Raw genomic sequence first — 15,607 nt, forward strand, 5'->3', positions numbered from 1 at the left:
GTTCCCGGCATAGCCACGGCGAGCCGATAAGATAATTTTGAAAAATCCGAACCCTTTTTGCGCCAACAGGCCTCTTTGTCAGCATCCACCACAGCCAAGGAGTTCCTGATGTTTTTCCTGCAACGAAATCTTCCCGCCTGGGAGCGGGCTCTGCGCCTGGGCGGCGCGCTGCTGCTGGCCTGCGCCGGCTTGCTGTGGCTGCCGGCAGGCTGGCCCACGGCGCTTGCCCTGGCCAGCGCGGCGGGGCTGGGCCTGACGGGTATCGCCGGCTTTTGCCCCGCTTGCGCACTCGTCGGCCGCAAGCCCGCAGCCAAGGGCAAACCATGAAAGCCAGCGCCCAACTGGTCGACGCCGCGCGCGGCGGCGACACCCAGGCCATTGCCCAGCTGCTCACGCAGTGCCAGCCCGATCTCAAGCGCTTTGCGCGCCGCACCTGTTCCAGCGCCGAGGACGCGGAAGACGCGGTGCAGGCCGCGCTGTGGCAGCTTTACCGCAAGATAGGCGCACTGCGCACCGCCGCGACCTTTGCCGTCTGGCTGTTTCGCATTGTCGAGCGCGAATGCTTTCGCCTGTTTCGCGGCCGCAAGGCCGCGCAGGGCCAGGAGGGCGTCGATGTGGAAGCTGTCGCGGCGCAGGCGCTGCCGCTGGATCTGCGGCTGGATTTGAGCCGCGCCATCGCCGCCTTGCCTGAGGCCTATCGGGAGGTGCTGATCCTGCGCGACGTCGATGAACTCACGGCGCCCGAGGTGGCGCAGCAGCTGGGCCTGGGCGTGGAGGCGGTCAAGAGCCGGCTGCACCGGGCGCGCGCCATGGTGCGCGAGCGCCTGATGGCCAGCGGCTACTGGAACAAGGATGGCGGCATCGGCGGCCAGTGATGAGCACCGGCTACCGATCGTCCCCGGAACGTCCACCGGCGGTCGAAAGCATGGGGTAGCTGTCTTGGCAGCCCCTTAGAATGGCCCCCAAAATAACCTGGAGGGGTGCGCCATGCCTTTTGTCGGATTGGGATTGCATTTCATGGTGGCGGTGTTCTTCGCCGTCCACGCCCTGCGCAGCGGCCAGCAGCTGTACTGGCTGATCATCCTGTTCTCCTTCCCCCTGCTGGGCAGCATCGTCTACTTCCTGGCGGTCTACCTGCCGGACTCGCGGCTGGAACGCGGCGCGCGCAAGGTGGTGGCCGCTGCCGCGAAAACGCTCAATCCCACGCGCGAGCTCAAGGAGGCGCATGCCGCCTTCGACTACACGCCGACCGCGCAGAACCAGATGCGGCTGGCCGCCGCGCTGCTCGAAGCCGGCCAACCCCTGGAGGCCGCCCAGAGCTACGACGCCTGCCTCAAGGGCCCGTTCGCATCCGACCTGGAGATCAGGATGGGTGCCTCGCGCGCTTATTTCGCCTGCGAGCGTTATGCGGAGGCGATTACCCACCTGGAGTTCATTCGCAAGACCGACGCTGGCTTCCGCGCGGAACAGGTTTCGCTGCTGCTGGCCCAGGCGCTGGCGGGCGCCGGCAGGGGCGTGGATGCCAGGGCGGAATTCGAGTCCGCCGTGGAGCGTTTCGGCAGTTTCGAAAGCCGCGCCGAATACGCCATCTGGGCCGCGACCACCGGCGACACCGCCACCAGCGCGCGCCTGCAAATTGAATTGCAGCGCTCCATGGACCGCTGGAACCGGCACACCCGGGAGCTCAACAAGCCCTTGCTGCGCCGGCTGAATGCGGCGTTTGACCGCCGCTGAAGGCCGCATGCCCGGGCCTTGTCGCTGACCGGCATTGCATGCGCCTGGGACGCCCTTCGCTGAAAGTCCGCCTGCTGGTAATGCTGGCGGCAGTCCCCTTGATCACCTGGTTCGCGGTCAGGCCCGTGCGGGTGGTCGCGCCAAGCCTGGTGGGCGTGAGCTGCCTGAATGCGTCGGTCTGCGTCGACGACCCCACCCGGCAGGTAGAGGCCGCCGGCCTGTACGCGGAGGCCGTGGCTTTTGTGCCGGAGCTGCTGGGTCCCTTCAAAAGCAAACCCCGCGTCATTTTTTGCGCGACGCAGGCCTGCGCCGACGCGTTCGGCCTGGGTGCGCGCGCGGCGGTCACTGTGGGCACCTGGGGCACGGTGATAGGCCCGCGCGCCTGGGAATCCTTTTTTGTGCGCCACGAACTGATCCACCATGCGCAGGCCGAGCGCCTGGGCACCTTGCGCCTGCTGTTCAAGCCGCAATGGTTTGTGGAGGGCATGGCCTATGCGCTGAGCCAGGACCCGCGGCAGCCGCTGACCGAGCCTTTTGAAAGCCAGCGCAGGCGCTTCCTGGCCTGGTATGGCGCCGTCGGCAAGCAGGGGCTGTGGCAGGCGGCCCGGGAGCTTTAGGCCCGCTGCGCTTATTTCTGGAAGTGACTGGGCGGCTGCCCCATCGCCGCCTTGAACATCGCGGTGAAGGCGCTGTCGCTGGCATAACCGCTGGCCGCCGCTACGGCGCTGACCGACAGCCCGCGCGTGAGCAGGGGCAGGGCGTGGGCCAGGATGGCTTGCTGGCGCCACTGCTGGTAGCTCAGGCCCAGCTCGTCGCGGAACAGCCTGGCGACGGTGCGCTCGCTGGCGCCGGTGTCCGCCGCCCATTCGGCCAGGGTGGCCCGCTCGGACGGCGCGCGCAGTACCGCCTCGCACAGGGCGCGCAGCCGCTTGTCGCCGGTTTGCGGATGCGGCATGGGCACGCCCAGCGCCTGGATGTCGGCATGCGTGAGTTCGTCCAGCACCAGGCCGCTGAGCAGTTGCTCGCGGGAGGGGGCCAGTGGGTTCCCTGGCGAGGCCGCGTCCAGCGCGCTGATCGACTCGCGCAGCAGCGGCGACACCACCAGCACGCGGCAGCCGCTCCAGCCCTTGGGCGTGGCGCTGGCGTCGATGTAAAGCGTGCGGAACTCGGCGGCCTCCAGCACGGTGATGTGGTGCAGCGCGCCGGGGGCGATCCACACCGCGCGCGAGGGCGGCACGATGTAGGTGATTTCGCCGCCCGCGCCGTCGCTTTCGGCCGTGACCTGCACCACGCCGGTGGCGCAGTAGGCCAGTTGCGCCCAGGCATGGGAATGCGGCTCGAAGTGGGTGTCGGCCGGCATGGAGCGGGCGCGCACGCGCACCGGCCGCTTCGGGCTGGGTGTGAAGCTGTCGGTGTCGCCTACCGGCATCAAGCGAAGGGCGGCGTTACGCGGCATGGTGGATCGCGGCTTGGGCGGCTTGGGCGGGTTGAAGGGGTTTGTCTGAAATTCGATGAATCATGGCTATTTGTCGCATTTCAGCAGGCAAGGCCAATACTACGATAGCGCCATGAATACTTCAAGCACAGCGGCCACGCCCGCCGGCAACGCGATTTCACTCAAACAGGACGCCAGCGTGATCGGCCTGGTCGGCACCGCCCACCTGATCAGCCACTTCAGCCAGCTGCTGCTGGCGCCGCTGTTTCCCTGGCTCAAGGAGGCCTTCAACGTCAGCTATGCCGAGCTCGGCTTTCTGATGACCCTCTTTTTCGTCACCTCTTGCGCGGTGCAGGCCTTGTCGGGTTTTGTGGTCGACAAATTCGGCCCGCGGCCCATCCTGTTCGGTGGCCTCACTTTGCTGGGCCTGGCGGCCTTCGGTTATTCCATCAGCACCAGCTACTGGATGATGGCCGGCTTTGCCGTGATTGCCGGCATAGGCAATGGCGTGTTCCACCCGGTCGACTACACGCTGCTCAACCGCAAGGTCAGCGCGCCGCGCCTGGGCCATGCCTACAGCGTGCACGGCATCACCGGCAGCCTGGGCTGGGCGCTGGCCCCGGCCATGCTGGTGCCGCTGACCTTCGCGTTTTCCTGGCGCGTGGCGCTGGCCTGTGCAGGTGTACTAGCCTTTGTGGTGCTGGCCGTGCTGGTGGCCAACCGCGACAAGCTGACCCTGACCGTGACGGCACCGGCCAAGGGCGCGCCGGCGGCCGACAGTTCGCTGGGCTTTTTGAAGATTCCCGCGGTCTGGATGTGTTTTGCCTTTTTCTTCTGGTACGCGATCGTGCTCAGCGTGGTGCAGGCCTTTGCGCCCGAAGCCGCGCGCCACCTGCATGAGGTGCCGCTGCCGCTGGTTGCCATGTGCCTGACCATCTATATGGTGTGCAGCGCCGGCGGCATGGTGTTCGGCGGTTTTCTCGCCTCGGACCCGGCGCGCTGCGAACGCATCGTGGGTATGGGTTTTGGCGTGGCGGCCGTGTTCGCGCTGTTGCTGGCCCTGGGCAGCTACCCGGCCTGGGTGGTGCCGGTGCTGTTCGGCGTCATGGGTTTTGCCTCGGGCATCGCCGGGCCCTCGCGCGATTTGCTGGTCAAGCGCTCCACACCTGAAAACGCCTCGGGCCGGGTCTACGGCGTGGTCTACGCGGGCCTGGACATAGGCCAGGCCGTTTCGCCGCTGGTCTTCGGCGCCATGATGGACCACGGCCAGTACCGCGGCGTGCTGCTGGGCCTGGCGCTGATGCAGGCGGTGCTGATCGCCAGCGCCTTCAATGTGCGCCGCGTGCGCCGCACGGCGCTGCCGGCGGCGGGCCGGCTGCCCACGGCCGTCTAGAAAGCCGGGGCCGGGCCGCGGCCTGTGTGCGCGGCAGCAACGGTTTTTGGGGGGAGTTGTGCGCACCCGTGGCCTGAAAAGGAGGCCAGGCCTATACTGATTTGCATGACTCTCGATAGGCATGCAACCAAGTTTTCGGCCTGCGCCTTGCTGGCCGCAGGCCTGCTTTTGCCCACGTTGGCCGCCGCACAGATCGCGCCGCTGAAGTACGAATTGACCGGCGACCTGGGCGGCGCCGTCTACGGCACGCAAAGCGTGATCCGCAGCAAGGGCAGTGAAACCCGTTTGCTGCCCTACGGCTTTTTTGACTACGGCCGGCTCGCCGTGCGTGTGGACACCCTGAGCCTGAAGACCGTCAAATTCGGCTACGGCTACCTGGAGTTCGCGGGCCGCGTCAGCCAGGACGGCTGGCGCGCCGACACCGCCGCGCTGTCGGGCCTCAAAGACCGCAAGACCCCGATTCCGCTGGGCATAGGCACTTTCCAGGAAACGCCTTACGGCGCCTTGTTCCTGAACGCCTTTGTCGATGCCAACAAGTCGCACGGCAGCCTGCTGGAAGCCACGTACGCGGCGGAGTTCAAGGTGGGAAGCTGGTCCTTCTTCCCGCAGCTGGGGCTGGAGTACAGCAACGCCAAATACAACAACTACCTTTATGGCGTCAGCGCGGCGGAGTCGGCCGCCAGTGGGTTCTCGGTCTACAACGCCGGCGCCTCGACCTCCCCGGTGCTGGGGCTGGGCGTGGACGTGCCGCTGGGCGAACCCTGGACGCTGACCATGCAGGTGCGCCGCAAATGGCTGGATTCCTCGGTGCGCAACAGCCCGCTGATCAGCCGCCGCACGCAGGATACCGGCTTTATCGCGGTGTCCTACCGCTTCAGGTAAGCGGTCCCTCAAGAGCCCTTCTAAACCGCCGACTTGTGCCGGGCAATGCAGGTATCCAGCACCTCGCCGCTGTCCCGCTGCCACCAGTTGCCCGCCGAAAAAATCTCCACCTCGCTATAACCCGCGAAGCCCTGGGCTTCCACCCAGCCGCGGATTTTCGGGATGTCGATCACGCCGTCGCCCATCATGCCGCGGTCGTTGAGCAAATCGGTGGTCGGCGTCAGCCAGTCGCAGACGTGAAAGGCCAATAGCCGTTCCTTGCCGGCGCGCTGGATCTGGGCTTGAAGCTTGGGATCCCACCAGACGTGGTAGACGTCCACCGCCACGCCGAGCGCGCCGCTTCTGGCGGGGTCCAACGCATCGCAGACGTCCAGCGCATGTTCCAGGGTGTTGATGCAGGCGCGGTCCGCAGCGTACATGGGGTGCAGCGGCTCTATCGCCAGCGGCATGTTGCAGGCCCTGGCGTATTCCAGCAGGGTGGCGATGCCGTCAAACACCTGGCTGCGCGACAGCGCGATGTCCTTGTGCGCAGCCTTGCCGGCCAGCGCGCCGGGCAGGCCGCCCACCACCAGCACCAGGCAGGCGGCGTTCAGCTCGCAGGCTTCGTCGACGGCGCGGCGGTTGTCGTCGTGCGCGGCTTTGAGGCCCGCCGCATCCGCCGCGGGAAACATGCCGCCACGGCAGTAGCCCGAGAGCTGCAGCCCATGGGTTTTGACCAGCTTTGAAATGAGCTGCAGGCCGGCGGCGGCCACCTGGTCGCGCCAGGGCGAGATCGCGCGTATGCCGCGCGCCGCGCAGGCTTCGAGGATGTCCGCCAGCGGCTGCTCGAGACCGCGGTGCTTGCGCACGGTCGCGGTGTTGATGGAGAGCCAGCGATGGTCTTGGGAAAAATTTCTCATGGCGAAGTTTGATTCGGATCGGTGGGAGGTGGCGCGGTCTTGCGCCGGCGCAGTTCGCGGATGATGGCCGCGTTGTCGAGTTCGCCGTCACCGGCGGCGACGGCCGCGCGCAGCAGGGCTGCATGCGTTTCGGACAGCGGCAGTTGCTGCCCGGCGGCCGCGGCGCTGTCAACCATCAAGGCAAGGTCCTTGAGGTGCTGGCGTATGCGCGACTGCGGCGCGAAGTCGCCATCCACCATCATCCGGCCCTTGGCCTGGGCCGCGCCGGACGTCGCCGGGCTGGCCAGCACCAGTGCCAGGAATTGTTCGGGCGCGATACCCAGGCTTTCGGCAAAGACCATCCCTTCGGCCAGCGCCGCGCGGTTCAGGCCCAGCACCAGGTTGGTGGCCAGCTTGGCCCTGGCCCCCATGCCGGCGCCGCCCACGTGGAAACGCTGGCCGGCCATGGCGGCCAGCACGGCTTCGCATTGCCGCAGTGCCTGGGTTTCACCGCCCAGCAGCAGCGTGGCCTCACCCGCGGCAATCTGCTGGCTGGAGCCCGAGAGCGGCGCTTCGATAAAGGCAATGCCGCGCGCGGCCAAGCGAGCGGCCAGCGCCTCAAGTTCATGCGGCATGCCGGTGGAGCAGTCGATGATGCTGCGAACGCCGGGGACGGACAGCAGGCCGGCCGGCCCTTCAACCACGCTGAGCACATCGGCGGTATCAAACACGGCCAGCACCACGCAGGAGGCCGCGCCGGCGACTTCGGCCAGAGATGCGGCGGCAAGCCCTCCCTGGCCCGCCAAAGCGGCACGGGCTTCTTCATGCAGGTCAAAGCCCGTGACCTTAAACCCGGCGGCGGCCAGGCGCCGCGCCAGTGCCGAGCCGACCAGGCCCAGGCCGACAACGCCTATGGAGTTTTCCTTTGCCATGGATTCACGCCGCGAGCGACGCGCCTCCGCAGATCTGGATGTCCTGGCCGGTGATGGCCGCCGCATCAGGCGAGAGCAGAAAAGAGACCAGCGCGGCGATCTCCGCCGGCCGTATCAGCCGGCCAAGCGGCGGCAGTTTGGGCGGGACCGCGGCGCGCGCTGGGTCGGCCAGCATGGCGGTTTCGGTGGCCGCCGGTGACACCACATTGACGGTCACGCCCGAAGCCGCGGTTTCCGCGGCCCAGCTGCGCGCCAGGGCCACCAGCGCCGCCTTGGTCGCCGCATACTGGCTGCGGCCGGCCATGCCGCGCGCCACGCGGCTGCCGACCAGCACCACGCGGCCTGCACCGGCCTGCGCCATGGCAGGGACCACCCGGTTGGCGATGCGCGTGACGGCATCGACATGAAGCTGCCACATCAGCTGTGAATCTTCGCTGGACAGCTCACCGAGCCGGCCCACGCGCAGCACGCCGGCGGCATGGACCAGGGCCTGCACGGTACCCGCCGAGCGCAGGGCGCGTTCCGTGGCTTCAACCTCGCACAGGTTGACCTCGGTGGACGAAAACGCCGGGTGCACGATGCGCGCGGGCGCGATGTCCAGGCCAATCACGTCCCAGCCCCGGTCCAGCAGGGCCTGGGCGATGGCCAGGCCTATGCCCGAGCTGCTGCCCGTCACGAGTGCGCGTTTCACCTCTTCAGCGGCCATGGCGGGAAACCTTATTCGACACGGATGTTGCCGTCCGTGATGATTTTCTGCGAACGCGCCATGTCGGTGTTCTGGAATTTCGCGAAGTCCTCCGGGGTGCCGGGCGTCAGCACCAGACCTTGCTGTATGAGTTTTTCGCGCATCTCGCCGGCCAGCGCCTTGCTGGTCTCGGCGTTGAGCTTGTGCGTGATTTCGGCCGGCAGTCTGGCCGGTGCCCACAGGCCGTACCAGCTGTAAAACTCAAAGCCGGGAATGGTTTCGGCCACCGTCGGCACATCGGGCAGGCTGGCTGCGCGCTTGTCGCCGGTGACCGCGACGACGCGCAGCATGCCGCTCTTGTGGTACTGCAGCGAGCCGAGGATGGGGTCTATAAAGCCGTCGATCTGGCCGCCTATCAAATCCTGGAACGCGGGCGCCGTGCCCTTGTAGGGCACCACGGTGTATTCGATGCCGCCCGCGCGCTTGAGCAGCTCGGTTGAAAGATGGCCCGCCGAGCCTATGGAGCCGACCGCGAAGGTCATTTTCCCGGGATTGGCCTTGGCGTAGGCGATCAGCGATTTCACGTCGGTGACCGGCAGGTTTTTGTTGATGGCCACCGACAGCGGCGCCTTGGCAACCAGCGCGATGGGCGTGAAGTCCTTGACCACGCCATAGGGCACGGACTTCATGGTCATGGGCGCGGTCGTGAAGGTGGAGGCGTTAAAGAGCAGGGTGTAGCCGTCGGCGGGCGCCTGCGCCACCACGCCTGCGCCTATGGTGCCGTTGCCGCCCGCGCGGTTTTCCACCACAAAGGGCTGGCCCAGCTGTTCGCTGAGTTTTTGCGCGAGCTGCCGGCCCACCGCATCCAGCGTGCCGCCGGGCGGGAAGGGGATGATGACCTTGACCGGCCGGGAGGGGTAAGCCTGCGCCGCGGCGCCGAAGGCTGCGGCTGCCAGGCCGGCGGCCAGGGTGGCCTTGAGGAAAGTGCGTGTCTTCATGCTTGTCTCCAGGGTTTGTAATGAGAGGCTGGCGGAAGCTTCTGGCGGCTTCTTTGCTATGTTTCCTACTGAATTCCGTGCAGCGACAACAGCGTCTTCATGCGCTGGGTGGCGAGTTCGGGGTGTTCAAGCAGGTTGGCCGCATCGGCCAGGCGGAACAGTTCCGCAAAGTGCTGCAGCGAACGTGTGCTCTGCTGCCCGCCCACCATGGTGAAGTGGCTTTGGTGGCCGTTGAGCCAGGCCATGAAGACCACGCCGGTTTTGTAAAAACGCGTGGGCGCGGCAAAGATGTGGCGCGACAACGGCACCGTGGGGCCCAGGATGGCGTGGAACTTCTCCACATGGCCCTGCGCCAGTTCGCCGAGTGCGGCGCTGGCGGCCGGTGCGATGGCGTCGAAGATGCCCAGCAAGGCATCGCTCTGGCCGTGCGTCGCTTCCTTGCCGAAGCCGTCGCCGGCAATCAGCTCGGCGTAGTTGAAGTCGTCGCCGGTGTACATGCGCACCCCGGCCGGCAGCCTGCGGCGCATCGCGATTTCCTTGTCCTTGTCGAGCAGCGAAATCTTGATGCCGTCGACCTTGCCTGCATGGGCGTTGATGATGCCGAGCGCGGTGTCCATGGCTTTTTCCACATCGCCGCTGCCCCAATAGCCGGCCAGGGCCGGGTCGAACATGTCGCCCAGCCAGTGCAGCACCACGGGCTGCCTGGCCTGGCTGAGGATGCGGTCGTAGACACGTTCGTAGTCGGCCGGGCTTTTGGCCACGCGGGCCAGCGCGCGCGAAGCCATCACGATGAGCTTGCCGCCCAGCTTCTCAATCGCGGCCATCTGCGCTTCGTAGCCGGCGATGACCTCATCGACGGTCCTGACGTTTTCCAGCACCAGGTGGTCGGTGCCGCAACCGGAAGCGACGAACGCGCCCGGCACGTCCTTGGCGGCGTCCAGCGAGCGGCGTATCAGCTCCAGCGAGGTCGGCCAGTCCAGGCCCATGCCGCGCTGGGCGGTGTCCATGGCCTCGGCCACGCCCAGGCCCAGCGACCACAGGTGGCGGCGGTAGGCGATGGTGGCGTCCCAGTCGATGGCGCAGGCCAGCCACGGGTCCACCGCCGCCAGCGGGTCGGCCACCACGTGGGCGGCGGAATAGGCGATGCGGTTGAACGTCAGCCCCGCGGCGGGTTTGACGGGCGTGCTGCCGCGCAGCGTGTAGGGCTTGAGGCCGCCGCTATCGCCGGCATGGGGCAAGGTCAGTGTCAGTGCCATGGCGTGCCCCTCACACTTTCAGCGGCGGCACGTCTATCCAGCGCCGCTCTTTCCAGCTTTGCAGGGCCGCCTCGACCAGTTGCACGCCCTTGGCGCCTTCGGGCAGCGTCCACTTGTAGGGTTCGTTCTCGACCACGTGGCGGATGAAATGCTCCCACTGGATCTTGAAACCGTTGTCGTAGGTTTGCGAGTCAGGCACTTCCTGCCATTGGTCGAAGAAATTCATCATCTGCTTCTCGTCGGGGTTCCACACCGGGCGCGGCGTGGTCACGCGCGATTGGGCGCGGCAGCTTGAGAGGCCCGCTACGGCCGAGCCGTGTGTGCCGTCCACATGGAAGGTGACCAGGTCGTCGCGGCGCACGCGGGTGGCCCAGGACATGTTCATCTGGGCGATGACCGGCTCACCGTTGTGGCCAGTGAGTTCGGCCGTGGCATAGGCCGCGTCGTCGGCGGTGGCCTTGTAGGGTTTGCCGGCTTCGTCCCAGCGTTCAGGAATATGGGTGGCACCTATGCAGGAGACGGACTTGACCTCGCCGAACAGGTTGTCCAGCACATAGCGCCAGTGGCACATCATGTCCAGGATCATGCCGCCGCCGTCTTCGCTGCGGTAGTTCCAGCTGGGGCGCTGTATGGGCTGCAGGTCGCCCTCGAACACCCAGTAACCGAACTCCAGGCGCACCGACAGCATGCGGCCGAAAAAGCCGGCGCGGCGCAGCATGTCGAGCTTGCGCAGGCCGGGCAGGAAGAGCTTATCCTGCACCGCACCGTGTTTGAGGCCGGACTTTTCAGCCAGGCGGGCGATCTCGACCGCCTCGTTGAGGTTGGTGGCGATCGGTTTTTCGCAATAGACATGTTTGCCGGCGCGTAGGGCCTTGGCCAGCAGGGTGGGGCGCATCTGCGTGGTGCCGGCATCGAAGAAGATCGTGTCGTCCTTGTTTTTCAGGGCTTCGTCGAGATCGGTTCCCCAGCGCGAGAGGCCATGGGCCTTGGCCAGGGCCTCGATCTTTTCGGCGTTGCGGCCTATCAGGATGGGGTCGGGCATGACCTTGTCGCCATTGGAGAGCGTCACGCCGCCCTGTTTGCGTATCGCGACGATGGAGCGGATCAGGTGCTGGTTCATGCCCATGCGTCCGGTGACGCCGTGCATGATGATTCCTAGTCGTTGGGTGGCCATGGGGTCCTTCTCTCTTGGGTTTGGGTAATGCGGCGGCCGCACCCTGGTCCGGCCAGGGGTGTTCAAGGGGGCGGGGAGGCTGCGGGGAAACTTGCCGGGTGTTACTGGGTGGGTTGCATGCCGGCGGCCTTGACCAGCACGGCATTGCTCTTGATTTCGTCCCTGATGTAGGCGTCGAACTGCTCGGGCGGGAGCGTCCATGCATCGGCGCCCAGGGCGGCGAAGCGCTCCTTGACTTCGGGGGTGTTCAGGGCCTTGGCCACCTCGTCGTGCAGGCGGTTGACGATGTCGCGCGGCGTCTTGCCGGGGACCATCATGCCGATCCAGAAATTGAACTCCGAACCCGGAACGCCGGCTTCCGCCGTGGTGGGAACCTGGGGCAGGGCGCTGGCGCGTTTGGGCGAGCCGACCGCAAGGGCGACGAGCTGGCCGTTCTTGATCTGGCCGATCACCGGCGCGATGGGCGAGAAGTAGTAGTCGACACGGCCGGAGATCACTTCGGTCACCGCTTCGCCGGAGCCCTTGAAGGGAATGTTGGTGGCTTCGATTTTTGCGGCGAGCTTGAATTTTTCGGCGTTCAGGTGGGTGGCGCTGCCTTGGCCGGCCGATGCGAAGTTCATGCTGCCGGGCTTGGCGCGCGCGGCGGCCAGCAGTTCCTGCAGCGTCTTGATGTTTTTGGACGGCGACATCACCAGCACATTGGGTGTGCTGGAAATCGGTGTCACGCCCGCGAAGTCGGCCGCGGTGTCAAAGGGCAGCTTGGTGAAGGTCGAGGGGCTGACCGTGTGCGAGGACGAGTGGATCATGATGGTGTAGCCGTCCGGCGCGGCCGTGGCCACGGCCTGCTGGCCTATGGTGCCGCTGGCGCCGCCGCGGTTGTCGATCACCAGCGTCTGGCCCATGCTCTGGCTCATCTTGTCGGTGATGGCGCGGGCAATGATGTCGGTGGTGCTGCCGGCGGCGAAGGGCACGATGACCCGTATCGGCTTGTTGGGATAGGCGCCCTGGGCGCCGGCCGTCAGGGGTGGCAGCGCCGCCAGGCAAGCCAGGCAGGCCAGGGCGGCGCGACGTGTGAAGTTCATGTGCTTTGTCTCCTGAAAGGGGTCATTGAAGGGCTGCCAAAGGCCTGTCCATGCCGCCGGTGTTGTTGGGATACCGGTGCGCAGTTTACGCCTAATTCACCATTAAGTGAATTACGAATTGTAAAAACAGCCTTGTCGCCGCGTCAATGACGGCCAGGATCAGCTTCTAAGGACATACCCTAGGATCACTTCGCACATGTGCGAGAGCCGCTCATGGCGGGCTTTGGGCGCCATCAGGTCGCGCCCGAAGATGGCCGACAGCGTGTGGTTGTTCGACAGGTAGAAATACGACATCCCGGCGATGGACACGTAGAGCTGCACCGGGTCGATGCCGCCGCGAAACAGCCCCTGCGCCCGCCCGCGCTCGAGGATTTCCGCCAGGGTCTGGACCAGCGGCGAGTTCATTTCCTGCACCCGGCTGGACATGGCCAGGTGCCGGCCCTGGTGCAGGTTTTCACTGTTGAGAAGCGTCAGGAATTCGGGGTGGGCGATGTAGTACTCCCAGGTGAATTCCGTGAGGCGGCGTATGGCCTGCGCCGGCTCCATGTCGCGCAGGTGCAGTTCCGTCTCCGCCGCGCGGATGTCGGCGTAGGCGTTCTCCAGCACCGCCAGGAAGAGCTCGTCCTTGCTCTTGAAGTAGTAGTAGATCAGGCGCTTGTTGATGTCCGCGCGCTCGGCGATCCGGTCCACCCGCGCGCCGCCCAGCCCGTGCTGAGCGAACTCGTCGCGGGCGGCCAGCAGGATGGCCAGTTGGGAGCGGTCGGCATCGCGCGAGCGGGGTTCGGCGGGCTTTGTTTTGAGGGGCGGCATGGCGAGAATTTAACTGTTTGGTGAATTAAGGCAAGAAATCTTCCAGCGATAGCGCCGTCGGATGTACACAGGGTGGAAGGGTACCTCCATAATTGGACAGGTACCGGCCATCCGCGCCGGCGCCCTGGGCAAAGGAGATGGCCATGAGCAATTCAGACACGCCTAAAGACGGCGACTTCGCAAACTGGATAGACCAGAAGGCCGAGGCGCTCAAATTTCAGTTGGGTGAAAAATTCCCGGTGCCGCCGCCTGAGCTGCATTCTCCCTCGGTGCATGTGGAGACCGGCCGGCAGAAGCTGGAAGAAGTGCTGCTCGAGCACGAGGAGCCCACGGAAGAGTTTCTCGAAGAGCTCCGGGCCCTGGAAGGGGCGCCGCCGCTCAGTGACGAAGAGCTGGCTCGCCAGGCCCTGGAAGCCGGTGGTGGTGACGGCGACGCGGCAACACCAGAATAAGCACAGCGACCGACCTCCTGGAGGTCTTCATCCCGGCCGGGGCCGCGGAACCGGCTTTGGCAGGCCGCAGGCGCAGCGGCCCCCTCGGGGGCGGCGACTCACACGAAGTGGTGGAGCGTGGGGGCTGTATTCAACGGCACAATAGCCTGATGACTGCACAACTTGCCGGCCATCTTTTAGTCGACTGCCTTCTGGCCCAGGGCGTCACCCACGCATTCGGCGTGCCCGGCGAAAGCTACCTGGCCGTGCTCGACGGCCTGCATGCGCGCCGGGACAAGATTCAGTTCGTCACCTGCCGGCAGGAGGGCGGCGCGGCTTTCATGGCCGAGGCCCACGGCAAGCTGACCGGCCGGCCGGGCGTCTGCATGGTCACGCGCGGCCCGGGCGCCACCAATGCCTCCATCGGCGTGCACACGGCCTTCCAGGACTCCACGCCCATGGTGCTGCTGGTGGGCGACGTGGCGAGTGACTGCCGCGACCGCGAGGCCTTCCAGGAGGTGGACTACTTCAATTTCTTCGGCCCCAGCACCAAGGGTTTTGCCAAACGCGTGGAGCGCATCGACGAAGCCGACCGCATTCCCGAGTACGTGGCACGCGCCTTCGCCACCGCGATGAACGGCCGCCCCGGCCCGGTGGTGCTGGTGCTGCCCGAAGACATGCTGACCCGCATGACGGCCGCGCAGCCGCTGCCGCGCGTGGAGGCGGTGCAGGCCTGGAGCGACCCGGGCTCGCTGCGCACGCTGCGCGAGATGCTGCTCAAGTCCGAGCGCCCGCTGATCATCGCGGGCGGCGGCGGCTGGACGCCGCAGTCGGCGCAGGCGCTGCAGCGCTTTGCCGAAAACTGGAAGCTGCCGGTGGGCAATGCCTTCCGCTTCCAGGACACTTTTGACAACCACCATCCGCTGTACGCCGGCGACGTGGGCATAGGCCTCAATCCCAAGCTGGCCGCGCGCGTCAAAGCCAGCGACCTGATCATCGCCATAGGCCCGCGCCTGGGCGAGATGACGACCGGCGGCTATACGCTGCTGCAGGCGCCCCGCCCCGCGCAGAAACTGGTGCACATCCACGCCAGCGCCGAGGAGCTCAACCGTGTTTACCAGGCCGACCTGGCGATCAATGCCACCATGAATGCCGCGGCGCGCTCGCTGGAGGTGTTGACGGCGCCGGTGAGCGTGGCCTGGGAGGCCTGGACGGCTTCCGCCAACGAGGACTACCTGGAGAACCTCAAGCCCACGCCTTCTGCTAACCTGCCGGGCGACATCGATATGCCGGCCATCGTCGGCCTGCTGCAAAAACATTTGCCGCCTGACGCGGTGCTGACCAACGGCGCGGGCAACTTCGCGAGCTGGGTGCATCGCTTCTTCAAACACCACGGCCTGGTCAAGGGCCACAAGACGCAGCTGGCGCCCACGGTGGGCGCCATGGGTTACGGCGTGCCCGCTGGCATCGCCGCGGCCGTCACGACGGGCCGGGTGGCCTTCACCATCGCGGGCGACGGCGACTTTTTGATGAACGGCCAGGAGCTGGCCACGGCCGTGCAGCACGGCGCCAAAAGCATCATCGTGCTGCTCAACAACGGCATGTACGGCACCATACGCATGCACCAGGAAAGGGAGTACCCGCGGCACGAAAGCGGCTCGCGCCTGAACAACCCGGACTTCGCGGGCCTGGCGCGCGCCTACGGTTATGCCGGCGTGCGCATCACGCGCACGGCCGAGTTCGAGGCCGAATTGCTGGCGGCGCTGGAACGCAAGCAAGGCACGGTGATCGAGGTGACGCTGGACCCGGAAGTCATCACCACGCGCGGCACGCTGTCGTCCATCACCGAAAGCGCGCTGGCCAGGGCGTTGCTGCAGTCGCAGCAGTAGCCCAACCTGTGCTGTGGACATAAAAAAG

Annotated in this window: 17 protein-coding genes; 8 read left to right on the forward strand and 9 right to left on the reverse strand. The window is 66.4% G+C overall.

From position 1 onward, the window contains the following. Nucleotides 1-108: 108 nt before the first annotated feature. The 4 genes from ACEN9P_RS20720 to ACEN9P_RS20735 all read left to right on the forward strand — a co-directional run bounded on the left by ACEN9P_RS20720 (nucleotide 109) and on the right by ACEN9P_RS20735 (nucleotide 2,351). Entirely contained in the window at nucleotides 109-327 is a 219-nt protein-coding gene (locus ACEN9P_RS20720; protein WP_477663207.1) for a YgaP-like transmembrane domain, read from the forward strand. Next, on the forward strand, nucleotides 324-875 hold the full coding sequence (locus ACEN9P_RS20725; RefSeq protein ID WP_477663206.1) for an RNA polymerase sigma factor: 552 nt from the start codon (nucleotides 324-326) through the stop codon (nucleotides 873-875). Before ACEN9P_RS20720 ends, ACEN9P_RS20725 begins: the two co-directional genes overlap by 4 nt. A 112-nt stretch (nucleotides 876-987) precedes the next feature. After that, nucleotides 988-1,734 (forward strand): hypothetical protein, encoded by a 747-nt coding sequence (locus ACEN9P_RS20730; RefSeq protein WP_477663205.1) that lies wholly within the window; start codon nucleotides 988-990, stop codon nucleotides 1,732-1,734. Between the two features lie 38 nt (nucleotides 1,735-1,772). Continuing rightward, nucleotides 1,773-2,351: a hypothetical protein gene (locus ACEN9P_RS20735; protein WP_477663204.1), complete on the forward strand. Its 579-nt coding sequence runs from the start codon at nucleotides 1,773-1,775 to the stop codon at nucleotides 2,349-2,351. Nucleotides 2,352-2,362: 11 nt separating this feature from the next. On the opposite strand, the gene ACEN9P_RS20740 is transcribed toward ACEN9P_RS20735, so the two are convergent. Next, a complete protein-coding gene (locus ACEN9P_RS20740; RefSeq protein ID WP_495620329.1) occupies nucleotides 2,363-3,190 on the reverse strand; it encodes an AraC family transcriptional regulator in 828 nt (275 codons plus the stop codon). A gap of 112 nt (nucleotides 3,191-3,302) precedes the next feature. Here ACEN9P_RS20740 and ACEN9P_RS20745 point away from each other — a divergent pair, with 112 nt between their 5' ends. Both ACEN9P_RS20745 and ACEN9P_RS20750 read left to right on the forward strand, forming a co-directional pair. After that, the gene (locus ACEN9P_RS20745) at nucleotides 3,303-4,562 is read left to right on the forward strand and encodes an MFS transporter (RefSeq protein WP_477663202.1); all 1,260 of its coding nucleotides are present in this window, start codon (nucleotides 3,303-3,305) and stop codon (nucleotides 4,560-4,562) included. A gap of 105 nt (nucleotides 4,563-4,667) precedes the next feature. Then, entirely contained in the window at nucleotides 4,668-5,444 is a 777-nt protein-coding gene (locus ACEN9P_RS20750; RefSeq protein WP_074575224.1) for a MipA/OmpV family protein, read from the forward strand. A gap of 20 nt (nucleotides 5,445-5,464) precedes the next feature. Here ACEN9P_RS20750 and ACEN9P_RS20755 read toward each other — a convergent pair whose 3' ends face one another. From ACEN9P_RS20755 to ACEN9P_RS20790, 8 genes are all read right to left on the reverse strand, one after another. Next, complete coding sequence (locus ACEN9P_RS20755; RefSeq protein WP_495620330.1) at nucleotides 5,465-6,343, reverse strand: sugar phosphate isomerase/epimerase family protein; 879 nt, start codon at nucleotides 6,341-6,343, stop codon at nucleotides 5,465-5,467. Further along, nucleotides 6,340-7,254, reverse strand: coding sequence for an NAD(P)-dependent oxidoreductase (locus ACEN9P_RS20760; RefSeq protein WP_495620331.1), 915 nt, complete (start codon nucleotides 7,252-7,254; stop codon nucleotides 6,340-6,342). Before ACEN9P_RS20760 ends, ACEN9P_RS20755 begins: the two co-directional genes overlap by 4 nt. A gap of 4 nt (nucleotides 7,255-7,258) precedes the next feature. Continuing rightward, the gene (locus ACEN9P_RS20765) at nucleotides 7,259-7,960 is read right to left on the reverse strand and encodes an SDR family NAD(P)-dependent oxidoreductase (protein WP_477663198.1); all 702 of its coding nucleotides are present in this window, start codon (nucleotides 7,958-7,960) and stop codon (nucleotides 7,259-7,261) included. Between the two features lie 11 nt (nucleotides 7,961-7,971). Beyond that, nucleotides 7,972-8,937 carry a Bug family tripartite tricarboxylate transporter substrate binding protein gene (locus tag ACEN9P_RS20770; protein ID WP_495620332.1) on the reverse strand — a complete coding sequence of 322 codons (966 nt, stop codon included), beginning with the start codon at nucleotides 8,935-8,937 and terminating at the stop codon, nucleotides 7,972-7,974. A 65-nt stretch (nucleotides 8,938-9,002) separates the two neighbouring features. Continuing rightward, complete coding sequence (locus ACEN9P_RS20775) at nucleotides 9,003-10,193, reverse strand: dihydrodipicolinate synthase family protein (RefSeq protein ID WP_495620333.1); 1,191 nt, start codon at nucleotides 10,191-10,193, stop codon at nucleotides 9,003-9,005. A 10-nt stretch (nucleotides 10,194-10,203) separates the two neighbouring features. Beyond that, nucleotides 10,204-11,367 carry a Gfo/Idh/MocA family protein gene (locus ACEN9P_RS20780; protein WP_477663195.1) on the reverse strand — a complete coding sequence of 388 codons (1,164 nt, stop codon included), beginning with the start codon at nucleotides 11,365-11,367 and terminating at the stop codon, nucleotides 10,204-10,206. A gap of 101 nt (nucleotides 11,368-11,468) precedes the next feature. Next, entirely contained in the window at nucleotides 11,469-12,449 is a 981-nt protein-coding gene (locus ACEN9P_RS20785; RefSeq protein WP_477663194.1) for a tripartite tricarboxylate transporter substrate binding protein, read from the reverse strand. Between the two features lie 159 nt (nucleotides 12,450-12,608). Next, on the reverse strand, nucleotides 12,609-13,259 hold the full coding sequence (locus ACEN9P_RS20790; RefSeq protein ID WP_477663193.1) for a TetR/AcrR family transcriptional regulator: 651 nt from the start codon (nucleotides 13,257-13,259) through the stop codon (nucleotides 12,609-12,611). A 143-nt stretch (nucleotides 13,260-13,402) separates the two neighbouring features. On the opposite strand from ACEN9P_RS20790, the gene ACEN9P_RS20795 reads away from it, so the two are divergent. Both ACEN9P_RS20795 and ACEN9P_RS20800 read left to right on the forward strand, forming a co-directional pair. After that, nucleotides 13,403-13,711, forward strand: coding sequence for a hypothetical protein (locus ACEN9P_RS20795; RefSeq protein WP_074575817.1), 309 nt, complete (start codon nucleotides 13,403-13,405; stop codon nucleotides 13,709-13,711). 149 nt (nucleotides 13,712-13,860) lie between these two features. Continuing rightward, nucleotides 13,861-15,579: a thiamine pyrophosphate-binding protein gene (locus ACEN9P_RS20800; protein WP_495620334.1), complete on the forward strand. Its 1,719-nt coding sequence runs from the start codon at nucleotides 13,861-13,863 to the stop codon at nucleotides 15,577-15,579. The last annotated feature ends 28 nt before the right edge of the window (nucleotides 15,580-15,607 follow it).

Source organism: Polaromonas sp. Polasp52 (assembly GCF_059491565.1).

Excerpts from the sequence above, each read along its gene's own strand:
- ACEN9P_RS20720 (WP_477663207.1), top strand. The coding sequence starts at position 109 with ATGTTTTTCCTGCAACGAAATCTTCCCGCCTGGGAGCGGGCTCTGCGC.
- ACEN9P_RS20725 (WP_477663206.1), top strand. The coding sequence starts at position 324 with ATGAAAGCCAGCGCCCAACTGGTCGACGCCGCGCGCGGCGGCGACACC.
- ACEN9P_RS20730 (WP_477663205.1), top strand. The coding sequence starts at position 988 with ATGCCTTTTGTCGGATTGGGATTGCATTTCATGGTGGCGGTGTTCTTC.
- ACEN9P_RS20735 (WP_477663204.1), top strand. The coding sequence starts at position 1,773 with ATGCGCCTGGGACGCCCTTCGCTGAAAGTCCGCCTGCTGGTAATGCTG.
- ACEN9P_RS20740 (WP_495620329.1), bottom strand. The coding sequence starts at position 3,190 with ATGCCGCGTAACGCCGCCCTTCGCTTGATGCCGGTAGGCGACACCGAC.
- ACEN9P_RS20745 (WP_477663202.1), top strand. The coding sequence starts at position 3,303 with ATGAATACTTCAAGCACAGCGGCCACGCCCGCCGGCAACGCGATTTCA.
- ACEN9P_RS20750 (WP_074575224.1), top strand. The coding sequence starts at position 4,668 with ATGACTCTCGATAGGCATGCAACCAAGTTTTCGGCCTGCGCCTTGCTG.
- ACEN9P_RS20755 (WP_495620330.1), bottom strand. The coding sequence starts at position 6,343 with ATGAGAAATTTTTCCCAAGACCATCGCTGGCTCTCCATCAACACCGCG.
- ACEN9P_RS20760 (WP_495620331.1), bottom strand. The coding sequence starts at position 7,254 with ATGGCAAAGGAAAACTCCATAGGCGTTGTCGGCCTGGGCCTGGTCGGC.
- ACEN9P_RS20765 (WP_477663198.1), bottom strand. The coding sequence starts at position 7,960 with ATGGCCGCTGAAGAGGTGAAACGCGCACTCGTGACGGGCAGCAGCTCG.
- ACEN9P_RS20770 (WP_495620332.1), bottom strand. The coding sequence starts at position 8,937 with ATGAAGACACGCACTTTCCTCAAGGCCACCCTGGCCGCCGGCCTGGCA.
- ACEN9P_RS20775 (WP_495620333.1), bottom strand. The coding sequence starts at position 10,193 with ATGGCACTGACACTGACCTTGCCCCATGCCGGCGATAGCGGCGGCCTC.
- ACEN9P_RS20780 (WP_477663195.1), bottom strand. The coding sequence starts at position 11,367 with ATGGCCACCCAACGACTAGGAATCATCATGCACGGCGTCACCGGACGC.
- ACEN9P_RS20785 (WP_477663194.1), bottom strand. The coding sequence starts at position 12,449 with ATGAACTTCACACGTCGCGCCGCCCTGGCCTGCCTGGCTTGCCTGGCG.
- ACEN9P_RS20790 (WP_477663193.1), bottom strand. The coding sequence starts at position 13,259 with ATGCCGCCCCTCAAAACAAAGCCCGCCGAACCCCGCTCGCGCGATGCC.
- ACEN9P_RS20795 (WP_074575817.1), top strand. The coding sequence starts at position 13,403 with ATGAGCAATTCAGACACGCCTAAAGACGGCGACTTCGCAAACTGGATA.
- ACEN9P_RS20800 (WP_495620334.1), top strand. The coding sequence starts at position 13,861 with ATGACTGCACAACTTGCCGGCCATCTTTTAGTCGACTGCCTTCTGGCC.